We start from the raw sequence: 23153 nt of genomic DNA on the forward strand, positions 1-23153 counted from the left end.
AAAAGCCCTTATTCGCCCTGCCCTTTTTACCGCATCAAAATATTTATATCTTTGGATTCCATTTCAATACCTAAAAAACACCCATGAAGTACAGTCGGCAGTTCTTGGTCCTGCTTTTACTGCTCCTTTCGATAGGCAGCAGGGCACAGCCCTCTTCGCAGAACACTCTGATGCAGAAGGGCTGGGAAGCGCTCGTAAAAGACCATGACGACGAAGCTTTTCGGTATTTCTTCCTTTCTTACGAAAAAGCCAAAAAAGACAAAAACGAGATTGATACGGCCGAATCGCTGCTCTATCTCGGCATCTGCTCTTTCGGTTCCAGCTATGAAAAAGGACTCGACTATGCCTTTCAGTCGCTTAAGGTTTATACCCGCTTAGAAAAAAGCAATCCCGACTTGGGCCAGATCGGACGCAGCAAATGCCTGCAGCTCATCAGTACCATCTACAGCCGGCAGAAAAAATACGCACAAGCCAAGCCTATCAGCCGCGAAGTAATCAGCATACTAGAAAGCCACGAAGACAAGAGCGGAACCCTCGGCCTTGCCTATTCCAGCCTCGGCTCCTTATATGAACAGCAGCAGCTACAGGATTCCGCTACCTATTTTTATGCGCTGGCGCTAAAAGACTTTGAGAAATCAGGCAACCAAGCCTATTTGCCTAACGCCTATATCAACATCGGCAGGAGCGAGCTCGAAAGACACAACGACCAAAACGGATTCGATTACTTCCAGAAGGCACTCGCCATTGCCAACACAACCGAAAACAAGCAAGCGCAAGTCTCAGCCCTGCTCGCTATAGGAAAATGGCACCTCGCCCACAAGAGCAAGAATCAAGCCCTCCAGCAGTTCCAAAAGGCCAACCAGATAGCCGCCGCGCTGTCGGACAAGCTGTTTGAAATCATGACTGTCGAGACGCTTATCAGCTATTATGAAAAAGAAAAAAACTACTTTGAGACGTCCCGCCTGCAGACCCGACTGATTTTCCTTAAAGACCAATTGCATTCGCTCGAAAGAGAAAAGATTGTCAAGAGCCTAGAAGTACAATTTGAAGTAGCCGAGAAAAACAGAAAGCTGGCCCTCGTCTCCAAAGAAAAGGAAGTCGCCCGACTCACCAACTACCTGCTGGCCGTATGCATCATTGTGCTCCTCACGGCACTGGTGACCGGATACTTCTACCTCAAGAACAGAAACAAGCGCGACAGGAACCTGCTCAAGACCAAAGAAGCACTGCTGGAAGCCCTCGAAAAACAAAGAGAACTCGAAGAAATACGCTTTCAGAACGACATCGACCATAAAGAAAGCCAGCTCAGCGCCGTCACCCTGCAGATGCTGCAGAAAAACGAGCTCCTCAGCGACATCAAGACTGCCATAGAAAAACAGCAGCCACTGTCGGAACAGCAGCTTGTCAAGATGGTCAACCGCCATTTTGAGCAGAACAACAGCTGGGATGACTTCAATCTCTATTTCGAAAGCATCAACAAAAATTTCTATACGAGGCTCAAGCAGCTGTATCCAGAAATCAGTGCCAACGACCTAAAAGTATGTGCGCTTATCAAGCTCAATCTGTCCATCAAAGAGATGGCTTCCATACTCAACATTTCACCCGACAGTGTCAAGACCGCTCGCTACCGACTGCGTAAAAAATTACAGCTTGCGGCCGACGAAAACCTGACCAGCTTTATACTTTCAGTATAAAACAAGGCGCTTGTCTACCATCTATCTACTGCATTATCACTGCTTGTCTACCTTTTGTCTACCTGCTTTTTTCGGGGCTTATGCTCGTATCTGCTAATTTTGAGTATGAAATTTTGGACTTCCAGATAAATTCCGGAATTACCCAAAAGCGCACATAAAATCATGAACAGAAAAAAAGTACAATGGACAGCCGCAATAGCTTTATTGCTTTTCTGCGGAGCTGCCTATCTCTACAACGGCGTCCTATATAAGGAAGCCCGAAACATCGAAAAAGAAGAAGCGGCGCACCGCCTTGCCGCCTCACAGCTTCTTGATGCCTACAAACGTGACCTTTCGGCTTCCGACCAAAGCTATCTGAACAAGACCATCGAGGTCAGCGGCAAAGTCACGCAGGTTTCCGACTCGCTCCTCACCCTCGACTCTGGCATAACCTGCACTTTCGGCAAGATGCTGAGCGAAAATATCGTAGGCGCAAAAGTGACCCTTAAAGGAAGATGCATCGGCTTTGACGAGCTGATGGAAGAAGTAAAACTAGACCAATGCACTCTAATACAATAATACCACCCATGAAAAAGATCCTATTGCAGTTGGCCTGTTTCTTCCTATTTGCCGCTTCTGCAAGCGCACAAGAAGACCTGCTGTCTCAACTCGATTCCACACAAGTGCAAGATACCTATGCAACGGCCGCCTTTAAAGGATTGCAGGTCATTACCATGCAGTCTACCAAGATGCCCGCCAAGAAAGAATTCTACTTTGTCGTATCGCACCGATTTGGTACCGTAAAAGGCGGTATTTCTGAGTTTTTCGGATTTGACGATGCCACCACTAAAATTGGCGGTATTTACGGCTTGACCGACTGGCTTTCCGTCAGCGGCTCAAGACATACGCTTTCCAAAATATACGAAGCTTCGGTAAAATACAGGCTGGCCAGGCAGAGCGATGCGTTTCCGTTTGAAATCGTAGGCTACAATACGCTCGACATCAACAGCCAGCTCAAAAAAGACGACTATCCTAAGATTGAGTTTTCAGACAGGCTGACCTATGTTTCCCAGCTGATTGTTTCCCGAAAGCTGTCTGAAAGGCTTTCGCTGGAACTCGTGCCTTCTTTCATCCACAAGAACCTCTACAATCCTGCCATAGAAAACGACAACCAGTTTGCGATGGGCTACGGCGGCAGGATGAAGCTCACCAAAAGACTTTCTGTCAATCTCGAATATGCCTATAATTTCGACAAGCCGAGCTTTTACAACAATCCGCTGTCGGTAGGGCTCGATGTTGAAACAGGCGGCCATATCTTCCAACTGCTGTTCACGAACTCGCAGTCGATGACCGAAAGCGGCTATCTAACAGGTGCCGCTGGCGATTGGGGAAAGGGCGATTTTTTCTTCGGATTTAACTTATACCGCGTTTTTTAATATGCCACTCATGAAAAAAATACTAGCACTATCCTTTTTTGCCCTGATATGCAGCAGCTGTGACTCCGGCACCTATGAAGAACTGGAAGAACCGACCGTAATCGACGGGCCTGTCACCTATGCCAACACTGCAAAAGCCATCGTCGACGCCAACTGCATCCGCTGCCATTCCGCTGGAGGAGCGGCCTCTTTCCGACCGCTTACGACCTATTTGGAAGTCAAGGATGCCGTACAGAACACCAACCTGCTCGACAGGATACAGCGGCAGAACGGAGAATCTGGCCAGATGCCGCAGACCGGAAGGATGCCGCAAGACAACATCAACCTGCTCCTGCAATGGAGAGCCGACGGACTGTTAGAAAACTAATCGATAAAAAAGAAAATTATGATACTGCAAAAAACAAGACTGCTGTTATGGATACCGCTTCTTTTAGGAGCCCTGTCTGCAAACGCGCAGAAATACATTACCAAGACCGGAAGCGTAAAATTCGAAGCTTCAGTTCCTTCATTTGAAGAAGTAGCCGCAGAAAACAAAAGTACCTCGGCCGTATTAGAAACGGCCACAGGAGACTTTGCCGCGCTTACGCTCATGAAAGGCTTCCGCTTCAAGCTGGCCTTGATGGAAGAGCATTTTAATGAAAACTATGTCGAGTCCGATAAATACCCGAAAGCTTCGTTTAAAGGAAAAATAGAAGGCTTTGACACTTCCAAGGTTACGACAGCAGAAAAAGCTTTCACCATCACAGGAGAGCTCACATTACATGGCAAGACCAAAAAAGTATCGAGCACGGCCAAGATTTCGAAATCTGGAGCTGGTTACAAGATTACAGGCAGCTTCATGGTAAAACCCGAAGATTTTGCGATCGAGATACCCAAAATCGTCAGCAAGAAAGTGGCAAATGACATTGCCGTAGACTATAATTTCGTACTCAACAAGCAATAAGACATGAAAAAGACACTCCTACTCTTGCTGTTCGTAGCCACAGCAGCTATCGCACAGAACAAAGGCCCGAAAGACGTTTTTGATACGGCCCGTTACGGCACCGTTGAAGAAATGAAAGCCCTGGTATCCAAAAACCCAGACACCATCAACAAAAACAATACTATGGGCTTTACGCCGCTGATATTGGCCTGCTACAGAGGCAATTTGCCCGTAGCTGAATACTTGGTCGAAAATGCCAAGAACATCAACTACAGCAGCTCCAGCGGTACGGCCTTAGCGGCGGTAGCCGTAAAAGGAAACATCAAGCTGGCCGAAGCGCTGTTAAAAAAGAACGCCGACCCGAACATTGCCGATGCAGGCGGAATGACGCCCCTGCTCTATGCGATACAATTCAAAAACAAGGAACTCATCGAGCTGCTGCTGCGCCATAAGGCCGACAAAAACCAGAAAGACAAACAGGGAAAGGCACCCTTCGAATATGCCGTAGACACAAGGAACCAAGACATTATTAACCTTTTCAAAAACTAAGAAACTATGAAAAAAAGATTACTCTTATTATCGCTGGGACTTTTCGCCTTCGCCGCGCAGGCCCAGACAAAAACAACGGGAACGGTCAACCTGCTTTCGGGAATGACGGCCAAGCTCGACCTGAACAGCACGAACTCTACAGCAACCTTAACGCTGACTGGCCCATCGGATCGCTGGTTTGCATTGCAATTCGGTTCTTTTGCTGAAGGACAAGGAATGGAATCCGGACAGGATGTAGTGTATTACAACGGAACAACGCTTGTAGATGCTGTCCACAATGGCGTAGGTACTGCTCCATCGGCAGACACAAACAACTGGACGGTAACGTCTAACACGGTTGCTACCGGAACACGCACGATCGTAGCTACAAGAGCTTTCGACACGGCAAGTTCAAGCGACTATGCTTTTGTATATGCCAATTCGTCTATCGACTTTGCTTTTGCCAAAATGGGAACTGCTAGCTTTTCGCTGGCCTACCATGGCGCAGGCAACAGAGGCTACCAGACAGATGTGCCGTTGAGCCCTGCTTTGGGTGTCGGTGAAGTAGAAGCTGCTAAAAAAATAGCGATCTATCCGAATCCTTCCTCAAGCCAGTTCTCCATCCGAACAGAAGACGATATCAAGTCGGTCGTGATTTATGATGCTACCGGAAAACTAGCGGCACGTTTCTCAAACCGCAAAGAAATGCTTGACATTTCCTCATTGCAGTCTGGACTGTATTTTGTGGAAATCGAGACATCTAACAATGAAATCACTATCGAAAGACTCGTGAAAAAATAAATTTGCTTTTTGTTTAGGTTCATGACGGAAAGAGCGGCTATTGGTTATAGCCGCTCTTTTTATTTTAGATATCAGGACAAATGATTTTTGATAATATTCAACAAAAACGCATCTTCTCTTGTTTTTCGAGAATTGTAGCTGTCATTTTTATTCTTTTTCTATGGCTGTTTATTTCGTCAAATTTAGTGTATTTCATTGCTAATGGAGTGACAAGGGAAATGCATAAAATCAAAAACCCGAAAAACCTATCCAAGAATCTTGCTTTTTTATTTACTAATGGAGAAGTGCCTCCAACTTCAATCAGAATAGGGCGCTTATAAAGACTAAAAATAATAGTATTGAAAAAATAGAATGATAGTATAAAAAGAATCGGCGAAAAATAATAGGTTTCCAAAGTTAAGCTATCTAAACGAAAAGCTCCTAAAACTGAAAATAGTACAGCGATAATAAAGTGCTTATTCCTTTTGTCTTTCGTAAGCAATTCATTATACCTGTATGTCAGCGGATTTCGATTTCTCCCATAAAGCATAAAGAACACATATGAAAAACCAAAAAATAGGGAAAAAAGAGTTAGGATTGAATCTGCATCCATGAATGAATTTATTATTTGCCGAATATACAAATTACCGACAAAACAAAAATAATCCTAGGAGCATCAAAAAAACTGCTAATTTTTAACCTCTTTCTGTAAGAGATTTGAGATAAAATTTGCATTTTTGTCTTATGCATGCGGCGCAGAAGCGCTGTCCCCCCTTGCCCGATAAAAACCAAGGCGTTGCCAATAGCACGTCCAAACACATAACAGATACGATCCATGAAAGCATTCCGATTGGCCCTTTTATTATTGGTTATTTCCAGCAGCCGCGTGCTCGCACAAGTTCCCGTAACCGATCTCGATTTTGCCATACTCCGCTGTACCAAGGCTTTTGAAGCCGGAACCGAAGACGAAATCAAGGCCTGTTTCCCGCTGTCCGAACAGCAAGAACTCCTTTTAGATATAAGCAAGAGCAAGACGAAGGTAATCCGTAAGTCCGGCCCCACAAAGATTATTGAAAGCGACAAAAAAAGTGCGCTCGTATTGATGACCGGTACCCTGATCATGGGTAATTCTGGAGACGATACCTATTACTCCGGACTCTACTCCGGCGTCTACCGCTTCAAATACAGCGAAGGCAAATGGACAATAGCCGAAAAGCTGCCGATAGACCGCAAGAATCGGCTGTATTCTCATGTACTGGGCGCTTCCATCGATCCAGCATCCAGCAACCTTACCGTAAGCGATACGCTGCGTATCCTTACCCAAGAATCCTTCGGTTTTCTGGTGGCCCTAAACCATAAAGCCAAGATAACGGCACTACAGCTTGATGGCAAAGACGCCGACTATCTGTTTGGCGGCGGTATTCTGTGGATCAACACTAAAAGCAGTGCCGAACAGCGGCTTACGCTCACTTATTCTCTTACCGTAGACAAGCTTGAAAAAGACAAGGAATCTGGCTATTTCGACGACACTTATGGCCATGTGAGGAACCAATTCTACTGGCATCCTTTCTTTAGCTTCTCTAGCCCGAACGACCAAGCCAGTTTCTCAATACGCCTGCAGATTCCATCGGCCTATCAGCTGGGTTCTAGCCTGCCACAGCAGGAAACCATAACAGGCGACCACAAAATCATTACGGCCAAGACGGCCAGCCCTACATTTGCGCTGTCGCTTTATTACGACAAGAAATGGAAAGCCTACCGCTACAAAAAGAACGACTACCAGATGGAGATCTTCTGCGATGCCGATTTCAAGCCATTGCCGGACAACCTGCACAAGAATTTCCTAGAAGTCTACGACCTGCTGTCTGAAAAATTCGGAAGTCCGAGAGGCCGCTACCTGTCTATAGTACAAGACCGTTCCAACGCTTCCAATGGCTGGCTCAACCGAAGCAACGACATGATCGTGGCCGCCAAGCAAGGCAGCGACCTTATCAAAGACAAGCCTTCTCCGCGCGCTCCTTTTGCTCATGAAGTAGCCCATGCCTGGACGACGCCCATAGGCCCTGCCACTAATTTCCTTTCCGAAGGCTGGGCATCCTATGCCGAACGCTATTTCCTTGAAAAACAATACGGCGATGCCATCTTTGCTGCCTACTTAACAAGCTATAAAAACCAGTATTTTTCTGGCGACTATGATACCAAGTCCTCGCTTTGGGAAGATACTGCCAACAGCGGCGTCTCTTATTGCAAGGGTACCTGGGTATTCTATATGCTCGAGCAGCTGATTGGTAAAGAAGATTTTGAAAAAGGACTGAAATCTTTCATGCAATCCGACGAGCCCATGACCATACAGCATTTTATGGACAAGCTGACCAAGACGACTGGCAAAAAAGTACAGCCTTTTCTAGAACCTTGGCTGAAGAGCAAGCAAGTTCCCCATGTAAAATATGCCCTAAAAGACGGAGCGCTGATCATCAGCCAAGAAGGCGACGTATTGCCATTCCTGCTCGAAGTAGAATTTACGCTGGGCGACGGTACCAAGACGCTCGGTTCCTTCCCAATCAAAGACAAGCAGCACCGCTTCAAGCTGTCGGGTGCCAAGTTCGGAGGCGCCAAGCAAGCGCAGCTAGACCCCAACAACAAACTCCTCATCAAGATTATAGAATAAGTATTTCCTTTCTGCTCATCGCACGATCAGCAAGGGCAGCAGTATACGGCAGGCATAAACAATAGTGTTTATCGCCTGCCGTATTCGTATTCTCCCCTAGCGTGCAGCAGCGTTGAAACGGCTCCTCACGATAGGAATCTGTGCCAATACAGACAGCAATAGGGCCACGGCTGCATACATGGTCGTTTTGGAGAATTGCAAGGTCGAAGCCATATCATCCAAGGCAGAGCCATACAGCGCTTTCAAGCCGGTACCTTCAGATACGGGTGTTGCGGCGCCTTCTGCAAAATAAGCATACCCTAGCAGTCCTGCTAACGCCACGGCCAGCAGCAGCCAAAAATAGCCTGGCAGCAGCGGAACATACACAGGCGCTGCCTTTTTCGGAATCGCGGCAGTCTGGGCCATTACGCGGGCCGTAAAATCAAAAGAAGGCGTTTCCAGCGGCAGGCCTTGCATGGCCTTGTCCGCCAGCCTTTCCAATTCGTTATTTTCGTTCTCTTTCATAAACGCTAATCATTTCGGGTTCGAGCTTCATTCTTATTATGTCTCCCAGCCTTTTGCGGCAGCGGAAGAGTTTTACCTTTACGTTGTTCGCCTTGATGCCAAGCACTTGAGCGATTTCTTCCAGCGACTGTTCTTCAAAATAATACAAGGTCAGCAAAAAAGCCTCGTCGCCGGGCAGCAGTTTCAGGCATTCCTGTATGGCACGGTGCCGCTGCTGTTCGTCGAGCCTATCCAGTATATTTTCGGTCACCGCCAGTTGTCGCGTACCATAATCGTCTATAGGTACCGCATAGGGCGCTGCCTTTTGTTTTTTCAGCCGGTCCAGGCAGGTATTATACGTAATCTTATACATCCAGGTCGAAAACTTAGACTCGCCCTTAAACTTGTCCAATGACCGGAATACTTTTATAAAAGTATCTTGCGCGGCTTCTTCTGCTTCTTCCGTATTTTTGATCAGTCGCAAGGCCAGCGTATAGACAAGGTTCTTGTAGCGGTCCACCAGCAAGGCAAAAGCCTGGGTGTCGCCTGCAAGAGCTCGGTCAATAAAATGTCGGTCGTCGGGTTGTGCCATATCAACATAAGACGATGTTAGTGGACGATGGGTTACAGCTAAAGTAAAAAATATTTTTTTTGCAAAAGGTGTAACCTGCCACCAAAAGTTGTCGTCATAAGGTGCAGATACAAATTAGTAAAACTTTAAAATCATCAATCATGGAAAAAATCATAATCCCGGTAAGCTTGTTTGCAATGATCTTCGGAATCGTCTACCTGCACTTATCCACCCGCAACCGCGAGCGCCTCGCCCTGATCGAAAAGGGTGTCGACGCCAGCCTGTTTAAAAGCGCGCCCAGCAATATTCCTGTCTGGAAGCTGCTGTTGCTCAACCTGTCGCTCCTGCTGATGGGCATCGGTATCGGCCTGCTGATTATCTCGATATTGCAGGCGTATACCGCGCTTGACAGCGATGCGGCAAATACGGCTATTATCTTTATCATGGCCGGATTAAGCTTGTATATCGGCTTTACCCTGTCCAAAAAGCTAGAACAATAGAAAGTTAGATTTTTGTTTATATTGGAGAGCGCAGGATTTAATCCTGCGCTTTTTTGTTTAGGCACAAGCTTGCTTAAAAGAAAAAAGGCCGCACAATGTGCGGCCTTTCTATCTATCAAAACGATAGGCTTATTTTTCTGGATTAAGAACTCCGATAAAGCTATTTTTTCCGTCAAAAAACGTATTGGCTGCTTTCTTAATGTCTTGAACCGAAATCTTGTTAATTTCGTTCTCAAAAGCCAGGAACCTGTCGGTGCTATATCCTGAAAATTCCAATTGCTGTAATTTAGAAAGCCAATATTGGTTTGTCTTTATCTCTTCTTTTCTTTTTTCGATAATGGCAATTCGTACTTTGTCAAGGTCTTTCTGCTCTGGACCATCTTTTTTAAGCTTGGCGATTTCAGCCTCGGTCTGCTTCAGGATCGGATCCACGTTCTCCGGACCTGTCGGAAGTTGTGTCTCAATACTGTAATGCGAATACGGCTCTTTTTCTAGCGAGCCGCTAAAGCCGCCGCTGTAAATCGATCCCATCTCCTCGCGCAGTTTTTCGATAACACGTATCGTTAGGATGTCGCCTATCATATTGGCTTTTAATGCCATGTCTTCGCTATAAGGCACTTCTCCAAAGTATTGCGCTACGACAAGACTTTGAGGCTCTGTTCCTTTTTTGAATACAAACTTGTTGTTTCCTGATTTTAGTCGCAGTCCGTTGTCTACAAACTTAGGTGCTGTGCCAGTGGCAGGCAGCGAAGCCAGATACTGCTCCAATAGCGGTTTCAGCGTAGCTTCGTCTACATTGCCGACCAAAAAGAAATGATAGCCGTCTGCCGATGCAAACTCTTTTTTGTAAATGTCGATAGCACGCTGTGCGTTTAACGATTTCATTTCTGCTTCCGAAGGAATTACTACAGGTCGTAGCGGGCTGTTGTTGTACATTACGGTTACCAAGCTATCTACAAAGGCTGCTTGAGGATTCGATTTGATAAACTTAAGCTGCATCTGCATCTTGCTGACAAAACCGTTGAATAAGTTCTGGTCAAGACGAGGCGCTGTCAGTTCCAGATAGTTCAACTGTAAAAGGCTCTCGATATTTTTGATATCAGAGCGGCCTTCCACTTCATTCGTAGTCTCGTCCATGGCATGCTGCAGGGCGATATTCTTTCCGGCTAGTGCTTTGCTTAGATCGGTAGGCGTAAATTTGCCATATCCCATCGTTTCGATTAGGCTGCCCAGCATCGATGCCGTGATTTTGTCTGCCACGCCATAGCTATTCGTCCCTCCTTTTTTGACTCCTTTGAAAAGAATTTCATCGCTCTTGAATGTCGTTGGCTTTACGGTGACTTTGATACCGTTGCCCAACGTATACGTAGTGGTCTGCAGCTTGGCATTCTTTTCTACTTTAGCAATAGTGCCTTTTGCAGGCATCTTATCTAAAAGCGTCGTGCTTACCACAACTTCTGCTTTTTTCTCTACTTTTTGCGCGAATGATTTTTGTATCGCAGCCAGCAAGGTAGCCTCATTATGTATGGCAGCGTCTTTTGTTTCTGGGCTCAGCACAAAAGCAAAGAATTTCTCCTTGTCTTCTTTTGAAAACAGCTTGTTAAAAGCGGCCGTCACTTCTTCTGCCGTAATGCCTGGCAGCAATGTTCTGTATAATTCTACTTCTTTTTCGATACCAGGAAAAGCCTCTCCGACTAAAAAGTTTTGCTCGTATTCTTCGAGATACGCGGCTGAATTGGTCGTAGTACGTTCGTTATATTGTTTTTCAATATAGCTAAGGACGTTCTTTTTCACCAATTCCAGTTCTTCTTTGCCAAATCCATACTCTTGGATGCTGACCAATTCTCCAACGGCAGCATTCAAAGCCGTAGTCAAGTCGCTTACGGGCAGTACCGTAACGCTAAGCGCTTGGTAGTTTCTGATGTAGCTCGAATTGCTGGTCTGTGCCGCTGTAAATGGCGGTACGGCCGCAGACGCAAGGTCGCGATAACGGCGGTTGATAGCGCTAAAGGCTAACTGCTCTACCAAGGTATTCCTGTAATCGCCAACCGTTTTGTCGGCTTCTGTTTTTCGCGGCGAGAAGTTGATTGACAATCGTGTCGACGGCTGCTCAGGATCCGTCAGGAACATCACTTCTTGTTTGGTATATGGATTCGCGCCATACGCAATACGTGCTCTCGATTGAGTCGGATTGACAAGCGTGCTGAAGTATTTTTTCACCAAGGCTTCTCCCTTTTCAGCCGTAATATCGCCAACCACCACCACGGCCATTAGATCCGGACGGTACCAGTCTTTATAGAATCGTCGTAACACATCGGGCTTAAAGCTTCGCAGCAGGTCATCTTTCCCTATCGGAAGCCTTTCGCTATATCTCGAATTCAACAGTCGAGGCAGAAACTTTTTTTGGAGCCTGTCGCTAGCACCCAAATCGGCTCTTGCTTCTTCCAGCACCACGTTTCGTTCCTCGTTAATGTCCTTATCGGTCATCAAAGCGCCTTGTGCCCAGTCTTGCAGGATCTGGAAACCGGTCTCTAGATTTTTAGGATTATCGGTAGGAATAGGCAGCATATAAACCGTCTCGTCAAACCCGGTCTGCGCATTCAGGTCGGCCCCAAACTGCACGCCCATAGACTGCAGGTTGTCGACCAGTTTATTCTTTGGAAAATTCTTCGTTCCGTTAAACAGCATATGCTCCGTAAAGTGGGCAAGTCCCTGCTGGTCATCGTCCTCCATAAGCGACCCGGTATTGATGACCAAGCGGAGTTCTACCTTATTCTCTGGCTTGCTGTTCGGACGGATATAATACTTCATTCCGTTCTTTAATACGCCTGTAGTCGTTTTTGGATCGGTGGTCAGCTTCTCGCTTAGGTTCTGCGCCGTGGCGCTTTCCGAAGCCATCAGGCAGACCGCCCCATAGAACCCGACAGCGGCAATGATTTTAAATAATTTGTTTGTCATTTGGTTTTAGTTTTAAGCTTACTAGATTAGCAACAGCCTACTTAAGAGACTATTGCAACTACACATTTGTCATGCACACTTATTTTTTGTTACATGTTTTGTACGATGCTTTTTATTAAAAATAAGAAGGGCTTTATAGAAGGGCTTTTCCAAATAAAAAAAGCAGGGAGTTCCCTGCTTTTCTTTGGTTGATTGGTTGGTTAGGAGCCGTTAGAGGCTAATCTTTTTAGAACTGGTTGGTCTGAAAAGTCAAACTTATTGATAATGAATTGTGTTTTCTTACGGGTTTCCATAAAACATAAAAAAAAGTTTTAAATTTTAACTGATTTCCTATTTTTGAAGCCGTAATCAATACGCATTATCTTTTTTCAGATAATTTATAGCTCCATAATTTCGAGAGAATTCATATAATTAATTGAAATTTACTTATTGTATTTATTAAATCTCTCTTACATTAATTTACTCTATGAGTTGTTATCCAATTTTCCTTTGACCTGCCTTTCATATATTTCTTCAAGATCCCTTCCTATAATATCTATTTTTCCAGGGTCTAAGTCTTTTTCAATCATCATTCTTACTGATGCGGTGATTGTATTCCAAGCTATTTTAGGATTACCAAAGTCACTAATTGGTTTAGCCTGATACGGTAAAGCCGAGAAACGTTGAAGATTATATGGTTCTTTTCTACCCCAATCATAGAATTCTAAAATTACTGGTATAATTTTTATATTTTCTCCATTGTCATACCTATCTATTGCGGTTTTTATTTCATGCTCAATAATATATTTGGTACTATAAAAATATTCACTAATCATGAAAAACACAATATCAGCCTCCTGAAATTTATTCTTAATCTTTGTATCCCAATCATCACCTGGGTTTAAACTAGTACAGTACCACGGTTGTTCTATAAGTTCTGCATCTATCAATGGTTGTAAATATCTTCTAAGATTATGAATATGAGCAAGATCTTTTTTAGAATATGATATTACTACTTTTTTTCTTTTAATAGGGGTGTCTATAAATTCCATATAATCTTTTAATTTAAAAAGTGTTTGTTGTTTTCTTGATTTCTGTGGTTCTGACAATTTCTTCTCTGAAAAGATATGTTTACCTAATTTTGCATTTTCTTCAAGCAGTCCTTTTGAGATATAATCTACACCATTTAATGTAACCATTTCTTCCAGCTCATAACCTTGATTAACCTCTCGGATAAATTTAAGTACTTCTTCTCTAAATACAGGTACTTTTTTTTGAGTTAAATCATAAATATCAATACATGCATTCCCGTCCTGATTGCCAAGATGAAATTTTATCATTATAATTTCACTTGTATTAGGATCCTTTATAATAAGTCCATCCTTCCAATAATAGAATATATCTCTATTCTTATCTAATGAGAAAAGGGTTCCGAATTTTTGGAATATGCTTAAAATAACATTTTTATGTATAAATCCAGTAAACTCAAATCTTCTATAAGGTTTCTGATTTTCGTTAAGAAACAGTTTTACTTTTCCATCAGGAATTTTAGGTAAATAAAGCGGTGCAATGTATATATCTGAATAAGGATGCTTGAAAATAATTTTGAATTCCTCCATCATTAATAATAGATCATCAACTTTACTATTATCATTATCAAGAATTTTTATAACATAGTCTATTTCAAATTCTCCTTTTTTATCTATGAGTTTTTCAAGAACTTTATGGATATTCTCAATTATCCATTTTTTGTCTACATATATTCTTTCTTCAGAATCTTTATTAGTACATAAAACAAGTCCCACTTGTTCTAAATATTTGAGTAGTCTTTTTGCTTGAGGAACATCAATAGAATCTCTTAATATTTCGTTGCAATAACTCACAAACTCAACAAAAGTTAACACTGGTTTTCCCACATAAGAATTTAAACTTCTTTTTATCGGTTCGTAGAACTTTGGAAGAACAGCTCCGATAATATTCATATTATTGAGCAATTCTAAAAATAAACTATCAAAATGGTCTATATTTCTCTTAGGCTTTATAGAAATATTAATAATGTCATAGATAAAGGAATAATCATTCTTAAGGTTCTTATTATCCTGAAATACAATTTTGGAAGAATCATCAACCTTATTTTGTATCAAAAGAAGTGAACTATCATATACAATTTCCCTTTTTATTTCAAACTCGAAATTATCCGCTTCTACATCTTTTGTATAATATTTTATAGAATCAAGCCAATATCTTATTGGATAATCTTGTGTTTCAATTTCTATCTCGAAATCTTCTTTTGTCCTTTGAAGAGTTTTTCTTGATTTTAAATTATTAGTTTCTTTATCCCATAATAGAAGGTAAATAGTATTTGTACTGTAAAATAAATGGTGTGTATCATGATAATAATCATGCCCTCCAAAATCAAATACATGTAAAAAACATTCCTCTCCAATAGTATTAATTGAGTACTTACTTTTTATTATTTTCTCTTCCATCCAAAGAGTAGGAAGATGCTCATTTTCAAGATTATATTCCTTATCCAAATATTTTACTAAAGTAGATTTTCCTACTTCACTATTACCTACCAGAATAACTTTAATGTCTTTATTGACATACCGTCCACTTTTTTCTATATCATCAAATACCCCTAATACAGCTTCTTTACCAAGATTTACAATCTCTATCGGTGGTTGCTCTAAAGGATTCTTTGCTATATTCAATGTATTTATTCCCCACTTATCATTACTGATTCCAATATTACCAATAATTGTTTTGATTGGTCTAAGGTCTCTAATAAGATTATTATGTAAGTCTAATGTTTCAATACTATCTAAACTATTAACAAAGTCAACTGTTTTAATCTTATTATTACTAAGGTATAGTTCTTTAAGGTTATTCAAATTATTTAAATTTTCTACCTTTGATATTTTATTATTATTTAAATGAGCTATTTTTAAATTAGTTAATTTGTTCAATCCTACTATACTTGTTAGCATATTGTTACTTAAATTTAAATATTCAAGCTTTTTAAGTTTAGTAACTGACGCTAAAGAAATAATACCCCATCTATTCCATTCCTCGTTATCATATTCATTCCAATCACCACCACAAATTAAAATTTTCAGATCAGATAATTCGCTAATTAAAGATGGTAAAAATTGAATATTATTTTTCTTTCCTTTATTTTTACTTGTAAGTTTTCTCCATTTACCATCCTTATATTCACTCCACTCATTACTTAAAATTAATTCTTCAATATGAATACACTCGAAGATTTCAGGCATTGTTTCTAAACTTCTTAATCCACAATTTCCTAGATCTAACCTCTTTGACTTAGTTTTTAAACAATCTTCTATAAGTAAAACCGCTGTTGACAAATCTGCATCTTCTATATCTTCTTCAAACGAGTTGTCTTTTGAAATAGCTTCGTCCCAAATGGATTTTATAAAAGGTAAGTAAAGAATTCGACTATAGAGTAATCCTAAATTTTTTGGATTAGAAGGATGTATTCCCAATGTTCCGAAAAATTTAAAAAGAACCTCTTCAAAATAATTTTTATTATAAGGAGTATTAGGAAAAATATTTTCAAACACTTTTCTTCTATGGCTTTCAGAAAGCATTGTAAAATTATAATCAGGAAATTCTAAATATTTAAGAGCATTCTTAATACTAAAACTTACAGAATTAAGATCAAGAGTTTGTTTGAATTTAATTAGGTTTAAAAACCAATCATTTTGACGAACAGATGCCCTGGCCAATACCCGTTTGTCAGGATATTTATTCCATATATTTTTATGATAAGCATTATAATCCATATAGGCTATTAATTCGCCACAAAGAGTTGTGAATTCAAACTCTTTTTTGGATAACTCAATATTAATAAATTCTTTAAATGTTAATCTATATAATTTAAACTTATTAAATAATTGTTCATAGAACTGGTCAGATCCTTCATATTCAATATATTTATAAAATTTTTCCGTAGCCAGTTCAAAATAAAACTCTTTATTATATATAATTTTCTGAATAAGTTCATGACCGCGAATTCTAAATAATTCAGCTTCAATTACCAATTGCCCACTTGGAGTATCTATGTCTAGAATTTGGTTGCTAACCGAATAATAAACGCTTAAGTCTGGGGTGCAAAAAGTTAATCGAATATTTTTTACCTCCTTGTTTTCGTAAAATGCCGTTCGCATAATGTTAAGGCTCAGATGTGAGGAAAGTTTTCCAGCTCCTGTTCCTAATATTGGAGTTGCTATTTCTCTGATGCCATTTAATTTTAATTCTATTACCTTATCAGCTAATCTTTTACCTATTAATCTAATTGCATAATAAGCGCTATTATATTGATCTACTGTACAAGCAAAAACTATATATATATATTTATTTCCTTTTCGCTTTGGAAGAATTAAAATGTCTCCTAATTTATATTTTTTATATGCCCAAAAGTCTTCTGTAACATTTAGTTTATCTAAACCTTTTCGAAAAGAATTCGAAACAGTTCCATCTATTGAAATAGGGATAATTAATAAATCACAATCGACATCAAAAATATTCTCATTTAAAAAATCATTCATTTAAAAAATTTAATAAGTTCATTTGAGAAAATCTACCTAAACATCGTATCATATTTAATAATGTAAAAACAATTTTAATTAAATATTAATTAGCCATTACGTTTAAATTAGCGCTATTACAAAATCTTAAAAATTATCCTACAATGAAACTAAAGGTTCATAATAAATACATACTATTCTCCAAACCTACAACCTCCTAAAACAACATCTTTACGGTTTTCCTCATTCCGCCAAAAAAAAATCAAACTTCCATTCCCACAACCCCCAAACTATTCCTCCAATCCCTTCTCCAAAACAACTCCCCATGGTCTTCACCACAAAACCCCGCATACAATAACCCAATCAAGATACCTTCACCTTCCGGCAAAGCCGACTGCAATACAATATCCTTACGTTCCGAATCCAACGGCATAAAAACCATCTCACTCAACGCTACCGCCACGGCAGGCGTTTCCGTATCCAAGCGCAAGAGCACTAATTGCAATCCAAGATGTTTTGCCCCTCTTGGCGAAACCGCCCGCGACACGTCAAACTGTGGCAGAGACAGCCTGCCTTCGTCAAGAGAAAACCGAGCAGAAATCATCAAGGCAGGAGTCATATCCCTTTTAGGGTTAAACGAAAAATCCCTTAACAGCAACTGCCCTTTTTGCGTCGCCAGCCCTCGGGCTACCGTCTTTTCGCCTTTAGGCGACTGCTCGTCGCATTCTTTGATGGCACAGATACGCCCTTGGATAGCCCATACACATACGTATCCGGAATCGTCTTTAAATGCCAGCTCAGGCTCTTATACAGCACCGACGAAATCTTCGCGCAGCGGCTGAACTCGCTGTTCAGCTGGCGTGTCTTGATGTAGCGGTCTTCGGTCTTGATGCGTTCCCCCTTAAAGCCTCCGGGCGTCTGGAGGATATTGCCAAATGAAGTACTGCGGCCAGAGATGCCGCCCAATTTTCCCGTAAACTGGATAGGGCCTATATTTTTTGCCATGGTGTCGAATTTTAGTTACGATATAAACGATAAGTACCCTAAAATTAGTATATTAGCATCAAATATACAACACCGCTGCTTTTGTCCTAAAAGCACAAGAAAAATCCAAAAAACAAGCTTTTTTACAGCAAGCCATACCGGGCCTATACGGTAACCCATACCGTATGTTCTCCCAGTTATCTCCCAGTCTCCTCCCAATCCCCTTGCGGAAACCCTTCACTTTTAATCGCCCCTATACCTCAAAAAACAAGCAAAACCCGAACGAAACCCGAACAAAACTGGAAGATAAGGGCCATCACAGCACTCCCAAACAAAAAAGGGCCCGCCAGGCTCCCAGTCAGGAGCCCGGCGGGCGGTAAAAATCAACTATTAAACTTACGATCTGATCCTAAATGGCGGTTATCTCCTGCTATAATTCGAGTATTCCGAAATGGTCTGCACCTCCGTTCCCTGTCCTAGGAATTTCACGAGCATGTTCAGGTTTTCGCGTACAGAGAAGTAGCGTTTTGCCTGCTCGTTCCAAGCGTATCGTATCACCATATCAAACTTTTCGGCATTGACGATCTTGATCTTCAACGGCTTTTCATTGAGCACTTGTACCTGCTCTAGTCTTTTCGTCTTGAGATTTATTGTCATATACATGCGGCAGTCTTTCATAAAAGCCCCGTCTTTGTCGCCGGCAGCAGGATTCTGCTTGTAGCTGATAACCAATTGGGCCGGCGTCTCCTTTTCGATCTTATACGTAGCATCGTCGGTCTGGGCCGTGCCCGCCTGCTTGTTCTGGTTTTTTCGGAACGAATTGATATCCGATTTATACGGCGACTTGCCGTCTATAGAAACCACCGTCCACTGCTCTTCTTTTGGCTTAGACGGGTCAAACTGTGCCACGGTAACCTTTTCGCTGCCTGCCGTTATGGTCGTCTGCGTCAGCTCATACGAATGGTCTTTGGGCATCTGCAGGCTCTCGGGATTCAATAGTGCAGCATCAATTCCATGTCTGGAAAAAGCATCCAGCACTGCCGATTTTTGGGCGAACGCCGTCACCGTAGATAGGGCCAGCAGAAGCACCACCAGTAGCAGCTTCATTCTATTCTCTTGTACTCTTACTATTGCTTTTCCTTGAGCAGCAGCTCCCCCTGCCATCACATTTCTTTTTTTCATAATTCTTCTATTGTTTAGTATTTCGATGGGGCAAAATTACAGGCAGCAGTCGGGCCTTTGGGCGCTTTATTGAGCGAAACGGCAAAACTGCCGAGTGAACTGTCAATCAGGGAGAGTGAAGCGATACAGATGTTTTTTTCCAGTAAGGTTTCGCTGCAAAGGCAGTACTCGCAAAGGACAAAGCCATTCCGTATAGCGTAGTGCTTTCGCCTCGGCAGGAGTGGCTACTTTTTGCGTAAAACAAAAAAGGAGGCAATACTGCCTCCTTTGTCGTAAGTAAATCCTGTTACTTAAACCTCAGATTGATGCTGATAATATCAGAATCGAGATTGTTAGATCGGACATAATGTCCATAGCGTATTTCGACCATGTTTAGGCGTTTGATGCCAAAAACTCCATTGACAGGCGTCAGCCGCAGTCCAAGGCCGAAGAAACTGCTGTCAAATTTTGAAAGATCGTAATTGCTGGTGTAAAAATCGCTTTGCGGACCATGCATCTCATAGCCTTTGAAATACTTTGCTGCCGTCTGGGTATAATACCTGTAGAAGGGAGATACCGAAACAAATGACGAGATTTTTACAGGAATCTCGATATCTGCCGTATGCGACTGGATGCCCCAGTCATCTGTATAGAAACGGTAATAGCCGCGTAGGACAATATTATCTCCTAAAAAGTAGCTTGCCCTTGCTGCCAGAGGTATCTTGAGTCGGCTGTCCGGAAGCTTTTCTTGGTGTACGGATCCGTCCGTAAAATAGACCCTATGGAAGGGCAGGGAAAGATAGCCCTGCTGCGATACCAGATCGGCTTGGAACATTACTTGGAAGTTTTTGCTTACTATCTGCGAATACGTCAGGGATCCCACAAACGTATTTCTGGAGGCATTGCCGGAATCATCAACATTGGGCAGGCCTCTCAGCTCTATCGGGGCAAGCATCTTGACCTGATCAAGATAAGCCTGGAATTTTGCCCCAAATTCTCCGTTTCGATCTTTAGTCTTTTGTGAAAAGCTTATGTTTCCTCCAAAAGACTGGTAGTCGTATTCCGAAGAAGACGAAATGCCGATGCCCATAGCGCGTCCTTTCTCTTCGTTTTCCCTGATATAGTTTAGAGAAGGATAGACCCTCATATCAGAAGACGATGCAGAAGAATTGGCACTAAGGTCTATCTTGTCGGAAGAAGCAGACGAATAATGGTCTACGCCTACCTCGAAGTCAAAGGTATGCTTGATATTGTTTTCGCCATATTTTACCACCCTCAGGTCTATAGCGTTAGAAATATCGGTCAGCTTCTCTGTCCCTTCTCCGCCTGTCACAGCCGAATTATTTCCGTCCTGCCTATAATAGCTGGATACAAGATTGATTTCCTCGATCTTAAGCTTTTTAGGCTTATAAGAAGTTGAATCTGCAGGGTCATTTTGGGCATAGGCCTTGAATAACCCCAATAGGGCAAAGCCCGTTATAAATATTCTTTTCATTTTATCCTAAGGTTAGGGGTTAATTGCATCCGCATCCGCCGCCGCTTTTTCCTGCATTGGCACCCGACGAGCCTTCTCTATAGGACTGAAAGCTCAGTTCTGTCTTCTCTACCTTTCGGTTAGACAATACCATATCAGAATCGTTGATCTTGTTTTTTTGATACTCCTTTACAGGCGAGCACCCAGAAGCCATGGCCATAAAGCCTGCCGCTATCCATAGGGGAAGATGTTTCATGTTGATGTGAGATTTATGTTTTTTGAAGTGTACAGCTTGTTATTATCATCGATTATGATGCAGTGTAGGTCGGGTATCTGGTCGACAAGATACAGTCCTGCCTTTATTCCCATTACTGCTATCGGTGTCGCCATGGCATCTGCAAATTCGGCATTGCCGCTGATTACCGTTACGCTTTTGATGCCGGATACGGGCAGCCCAGTCTTTGGGTCTATGGTATGCGAGTATTTCTTTCCGCCTATCATTACGTATTTTTCATAGTTGCCAGACGTCGCAACCGCTTTTCCGCTGATGTCCAGATAAGAGAAGATATCTTCGGGGCGGTCAGGATTTGATATTCCTATCCTCCAGGGCTTGCCCGAGGGCTGCTGCCCCCACGCCGTAAGATCTCCGCTGGCATTTATGATGCCGCTCAGCACGCCTTTGCTCATGAGCAGCCTCTTTGCCATTTCTGCGGCATACCCTTTCCCGATACCCCCAAACCCTATCCGCATGCCCTCGTTCTTAAGAAATACGGTACCGTTCTCCGTATCGAGGATGATATTTCTGTAATCTATGAGGTGTACCATCTTTAGGGCCTGCTCCCGAGAAGGCAGCCGGGTCATGCTCCTGTCAAAATTCCATAGCGTCTTGTCGATGCTCCCGTAGCTTATGTCAAAGGCGCCTTGGGTAATCTGTGAAATACTTAAGCTTCGCTGTACCAGATCAAATACTTCTGCATCGACTTTTACGGGTGCTATGCCGGCATTGCTATTAATAAGGCAGGTCTGGCTGCTCTCGTCGAAGGTGGTAAGCAGCCTTTCGATACGCCGTATTTCTTCTATAGCGGTATCGATATGGATTGCTGCCGCTGCCTTTGAGTCGCTTGCCACCGTAATGGTAAAACTATTTCCCATCAGCCTGAGCGTTTGTGAAAATTCTAGCATTGGGATTTGCTTATTTATGAGATTCGCAGAGGGACTTGATTTCTTTTACCCATTTATCGACAGGAACTTCAGGTCTTCCTGCCCATGACTTTATGACTTTCCCGTTGGAGTCCAGCAGCAGCGTAAGCGGAAAATTGCCCTCCTTGTTGTATTTTTCGGCAAGTGCCTCATTTTTCTGGGTCTGCTCTGGAGAAAGCTGGTTCTTCTTTTTTCTCGGAAAGTCAGCATTAACAAGCACGAGGTTGTCTTTGGCCATGGCGATAAAGGAGTCGTTTTCAAAGAAATCTCTTTTAGTCGCCACACAGGGAGCGCACCAGTCCGATCCTGAGAAGTTGAGCAGAATCATCTGTTTTTTTTCCTTAGCGTCTTTTTTAGCAGATTCAAAATCAGTGCCCCATTTCAGGGGGATAAGTGCCAATAGCAGGCAGCAGGTCAAGAGCTTCATCACAGTACGTTTATTGTTATAGCTAAGTAACGCAGTGCCGAAGAAGAAAAGTATTATCGCATTCTTAAGATTTGCTTAAGATTGACAGGGTCATGGAGCCTGCACGCCGAAAACATATCCTACCAAGGCTGAGGCAGCCATGGCAACGGTGCCCCAAATGCAGATACGGACTACCGATTTGATCTTATTTGACCCGCCAGCCTTTGCGGCCAATGTGCCAGAAATGGCAAGAAAGAGAATCGCAAAACCATACTGCAGCGGTACCATATAGCGCATGGCGCCGAAGAGAGCCACCAGTAGCGGCAGGATGCCTCCGCAGAGAAATGCCAAGGCAGAAGCAAGGGCAGCCTGCATAGGCTTGGCCTGCGTCATTTCATTGATTCCCAATTCATCCCTTGCATGGCTTTCGAGCGCATTGTGTGCTGTTAGCTGCAAAGCCACTTCTCTGGCGAGTTCTGGAGAAAGCCCTCTTAGGATATAAATCTGTGTCAGTTCTTCAAGTTCCGATTCGGGCATTTCTTTCAATTCTTCTATTTCCCGCTGAAGATCTGATTTTTCAATATCGCTTTGGGAACTTACGGATACATATTCTCCGGCGGCCATAGAAAGCGCCCCTGCAACTAATCCGGCCAAGGCGGCCAGCACTATAGGAGATCTCGTATCGGATGCAGCGGCTATACCGATGGCGAGGCTGGTGGTAGAAAGAATTCCGTCGTTGGCTCCCAGTACGGCTGCTCTGAGCCAGCCGCTCCGATTTATGTAATGCGTCTCGTTTAGCATAGGGTTGAATTTAATGCTAAAGATACTAAGGTTTTCATTAAGAACACAATAGGCAGCACAATAGGCAGTAATTCTT

General features: G+C 42.7%; 21 protein-coding genes. 9 read left to right on the forward strand and 12 right to left on the reverse strand.

Going from position 1 to position 23153, the window contains the following annotated elements; genetic code table 11:
* Positions 1-83: 83 nt before the first annotated feature.
* From GGR22_RS12215 to GGR22_RS12250, 8 genes are all read left to right on the forward strand, one after another.
* Positions 84-1694, forward strand: coding sequence for a tetratricopeptide repeat protein (locus GGR22_RS12215; RefSeq protein ID WP_182493892.1), 1611 nt, complete (start codon positions 84-86; stop codon positions 1692-1694).
* Positions 1695-1856: 162 nt separating this feature from the next.
* Positions 1857-2252 (forward strand): OB-fold protein, encoded by a 396-nt coding sequence (locus GGR22_RS12220; RefSeq protein WP_121377323.1) that lies wholly within the window; start codon positions 1857-1859, stop codon positions 2250-2252.
* Between the two features lie 8 nt (positions 2253-2260).
* Positions 2261-3109: a DUF5777 family beta-barrel protein gene (locus tag GGR22_RS12225; protein WP_182493893.1), complete on the forward strand. Its 849-nt coding sequence runs from the start codon at positions 2261-2263 to the stop codon at positions 3107-3109.
* Positions 3110-3119: 10 nt separating this feature from the next.
* Positions 3120-3476, forward strand: a complete 357-nt coding sequence (locus GGR22_RS12230) for a cytochrome c (protein ID WP_182493894.1) — start codon at positions 3120-3122, stop codon at positions 3474-3476.
* Between the two features lie 18 nt (positions 3477-3494).
* Complete coding sequence (locus tag GGR22_RS12235; RefSeq protein WP_182493895.1) at positions 3495-4052, forward strand: YceI family protein; 558 nt, start codon at positions 3495-3497, stop codon at positions 4050-4052.
* A 3-nt stretch (positions 4053-4055) separates the two neighbouring features.
* Positions 4056-4580 carry an ankyrin repeat domain-containing protein gene (locus tag GGR22_RS12240; protein ID WP_182493896.1) on the forward strand — a complete coding sequence of 175 codons (525 nt, stop codon included), beginning with the start codon at positions 4056-4058 and terminating at the stop codon, positions 4578-4580.
* A gap of 6 nt (positions 4581-4586) precedes the next feature.
* Positions 4587-5360: a T9SS type A sorting domain-containing protein gene (locus tag GGR22_RS12245; RefSeq protein WP_182493897.1), complete on the forward strand. Its 774-nt coding sequence runs from the start codon at positions 4587-4589 to the stop codon at positions 5358-5360.
* An 814-nt stretch (positions 5361-6174) separates the two neighbouring features.
* Positions 6175-8007, forward strand: coding sequence for a M1 family aminopeptidase (locus GGR22_RS12250; protein WP_182493898.1), 1833 nt, complete (start codon positions 6175-6177; stop codon positions 8005-8007).
* Between the two features lie 96 nt (positions 8008-8103).
* Here GGR22_RS12250 and GGR22_RS12255 read toward each other — a convergent pair whose 3' ends face one another.
* Entirely contained in the window at positions 8104-8511 is a 408-nt protein-coding gene (locus GGR22_RS12255; RefSeq protein ID WP_182493899.1) for a hypothetical protein, read from the reverse strand.
* Positions 8492-9082, reverse strand: a complete 591-nt coding sequence (locus tag GGR22_RS12260) for an RNA polymerase sigma factor (RefSeq protein ID WP_182493900.1) — start codon at positions 9080-9082, stop codon at positions 8492-8494. The genes GGR22_RS12255 and GGR22_RS12260 overlap by 20 nt, the downstream gene beginning before the upstream one ends.
* A gap of 140 nt (positions 9083-9222) precedes the next feature.
* Here GGR22_RS12260 and GGR22_RS12265 point away from each other — a divergent pair, with 140 nt between their 5' ends.
* Positions 9223-9561 carry a DUF6249 domain-containing protein gene (locus GGR22_RS12265; protein ID WP_121377331.1) on the forward strand — a complete coding sequence of 113 codons (339 nt, stop codon included), beginning with the start codon at positions 9223-9225 and terminating at the stop codon, positions 9559-9561.
* Between the two features lie 129 nt (positions 9562-9690).
* Here GGR22_RS12265 and GGR22_RS12270 read toward each other — a convergent pair whose 3' ends face one another.
* From GGR22_RS12270 to GGR22_RS12315, 10 genes are all read right to left on the reverse strand, one after another.
* The gene (locus GGR22_RS12270) at positions 9691-12519 is read right to left on the reverse strand and encodes a M16 family metallopeptidase (protein WP_182493901.1); all 2829 of its coding nucleotides are present in this window, start codon (positions 12517-12519) and stop codon (positions 9691-9693) included.
* A gap of 464 nt (positions 12520-12983) precedes the next feature.
* The gene (locus GGR22_RS12275; RefSeq protein WP_182493902.1) at positions 12984-17072 is read right to left on the reverse strand and encodes a leucine-rich repeat domain-containing protein; all 4089 of its coding nucleotides are present in this window, start codon (positions 17070-17072) and stop codon (positions 12984-12986) included.
* A 241-nt stretch (positions 17073-17313) separates the two neighbouring features.
* Entirely contained in the window at positions 17314-17598 is a 285-nt protein-coding gene (locus GGR22_RS12280; protein ID WP_182493903.1) for a hypothetical protein, read from the reverse strand.
* Between the two features lie 140 nt (positions 17599-17738).
* Complete coding sequence (locus GGR22_RS12285; RefSeq protein ID WP_182493904.1) at positions 17739-18056, reverse strand: hypothetical protein; 318 nt, start codon at positions 18054-18056, stop codon at positions 17739-17741.
* 399 nt (positions 18057-18455) lie between these two features.
* Entirely contained in the window at positions 18456-19217 is a 762-nt protein-coding gene (locus tag GGR22_RS12290) for a hypothetical protein (RefSeq protein WP_182493905.1), read from the reverse strand.
* A 286-nt stretch (positions 19218-19503) separates the two neighbouring features.
* The gene (locus tag GGR22_RS12295) at positions 19504-20691 is read right to left on the reverse strand and encodes a DUF3570 domain-containing protein (RefSeq protein ID WP_182493906.1); all 1188 of its coding nucleotides are present in this window, start codon (positions 20689-20691) and stop codon (positions 19504-19506) included.
* Between the two features lie 19 nt (positions 20692-20710).
* A complete protein-coding gene (locus tag GGR22_RS12300) occupies positions 20711-20926 on the reverse strand; it encodes a DUF4266 domain-containing protein (RefSeq protein ID WP_121377339.1) in 216 nt (71 codons plus the stop codon).
* Positions 20923-21852, reverse strand: a complete 930-nt coding sequence (locus tag GGR22_RS12305; RefSeq protein WP_182493907.1) for an FAD:protein FMN transferase — start codon at positions 21850-21852, stop codon at positions 20923-20925. Before GGR22_RS12305 ends, GGR22_RS12300 begins: the two co-directional genes overlap by 4 nt.
* A gap of 10 nt (positions 21853-21862) precedes the next feature.
* Positions 21863-22297, reverse strand: coding sequence for a thioredoxin family protein (locus GGR22_RS12310; RefSeq protein WP_182493908.1), 435 nt, complete (start codon positions 22295-22297; stop codon positions 21863-21865).
* A gap of 90 nt (positions 22298-22387) precedes the next feature.
* Positions 22388-23077, reverse strand: a complete 690-nt coding sequence (locus GGR22_RS12315) for a VIT1/CCC1 transporter family protein (RefSeq protein ID WP_121377342.1) — start codon at positions 23075-23077, stop codon at positions 22388-22390.
* Between the last annotated feature and the right edge of the window lie 76 nt (positions 23078-23153).

The sequence above is a fragment of the Flavobacterium gossypii genome (assembly GCF_014138495.1).
Taxonomy (GTDB): domain Bacteria; phylum Bacteroidota; class Bacteroidia; order Flavobacteriales; family Flavobacteriaceae; genus Flavobacterium; species Flavobacterium endophyticum.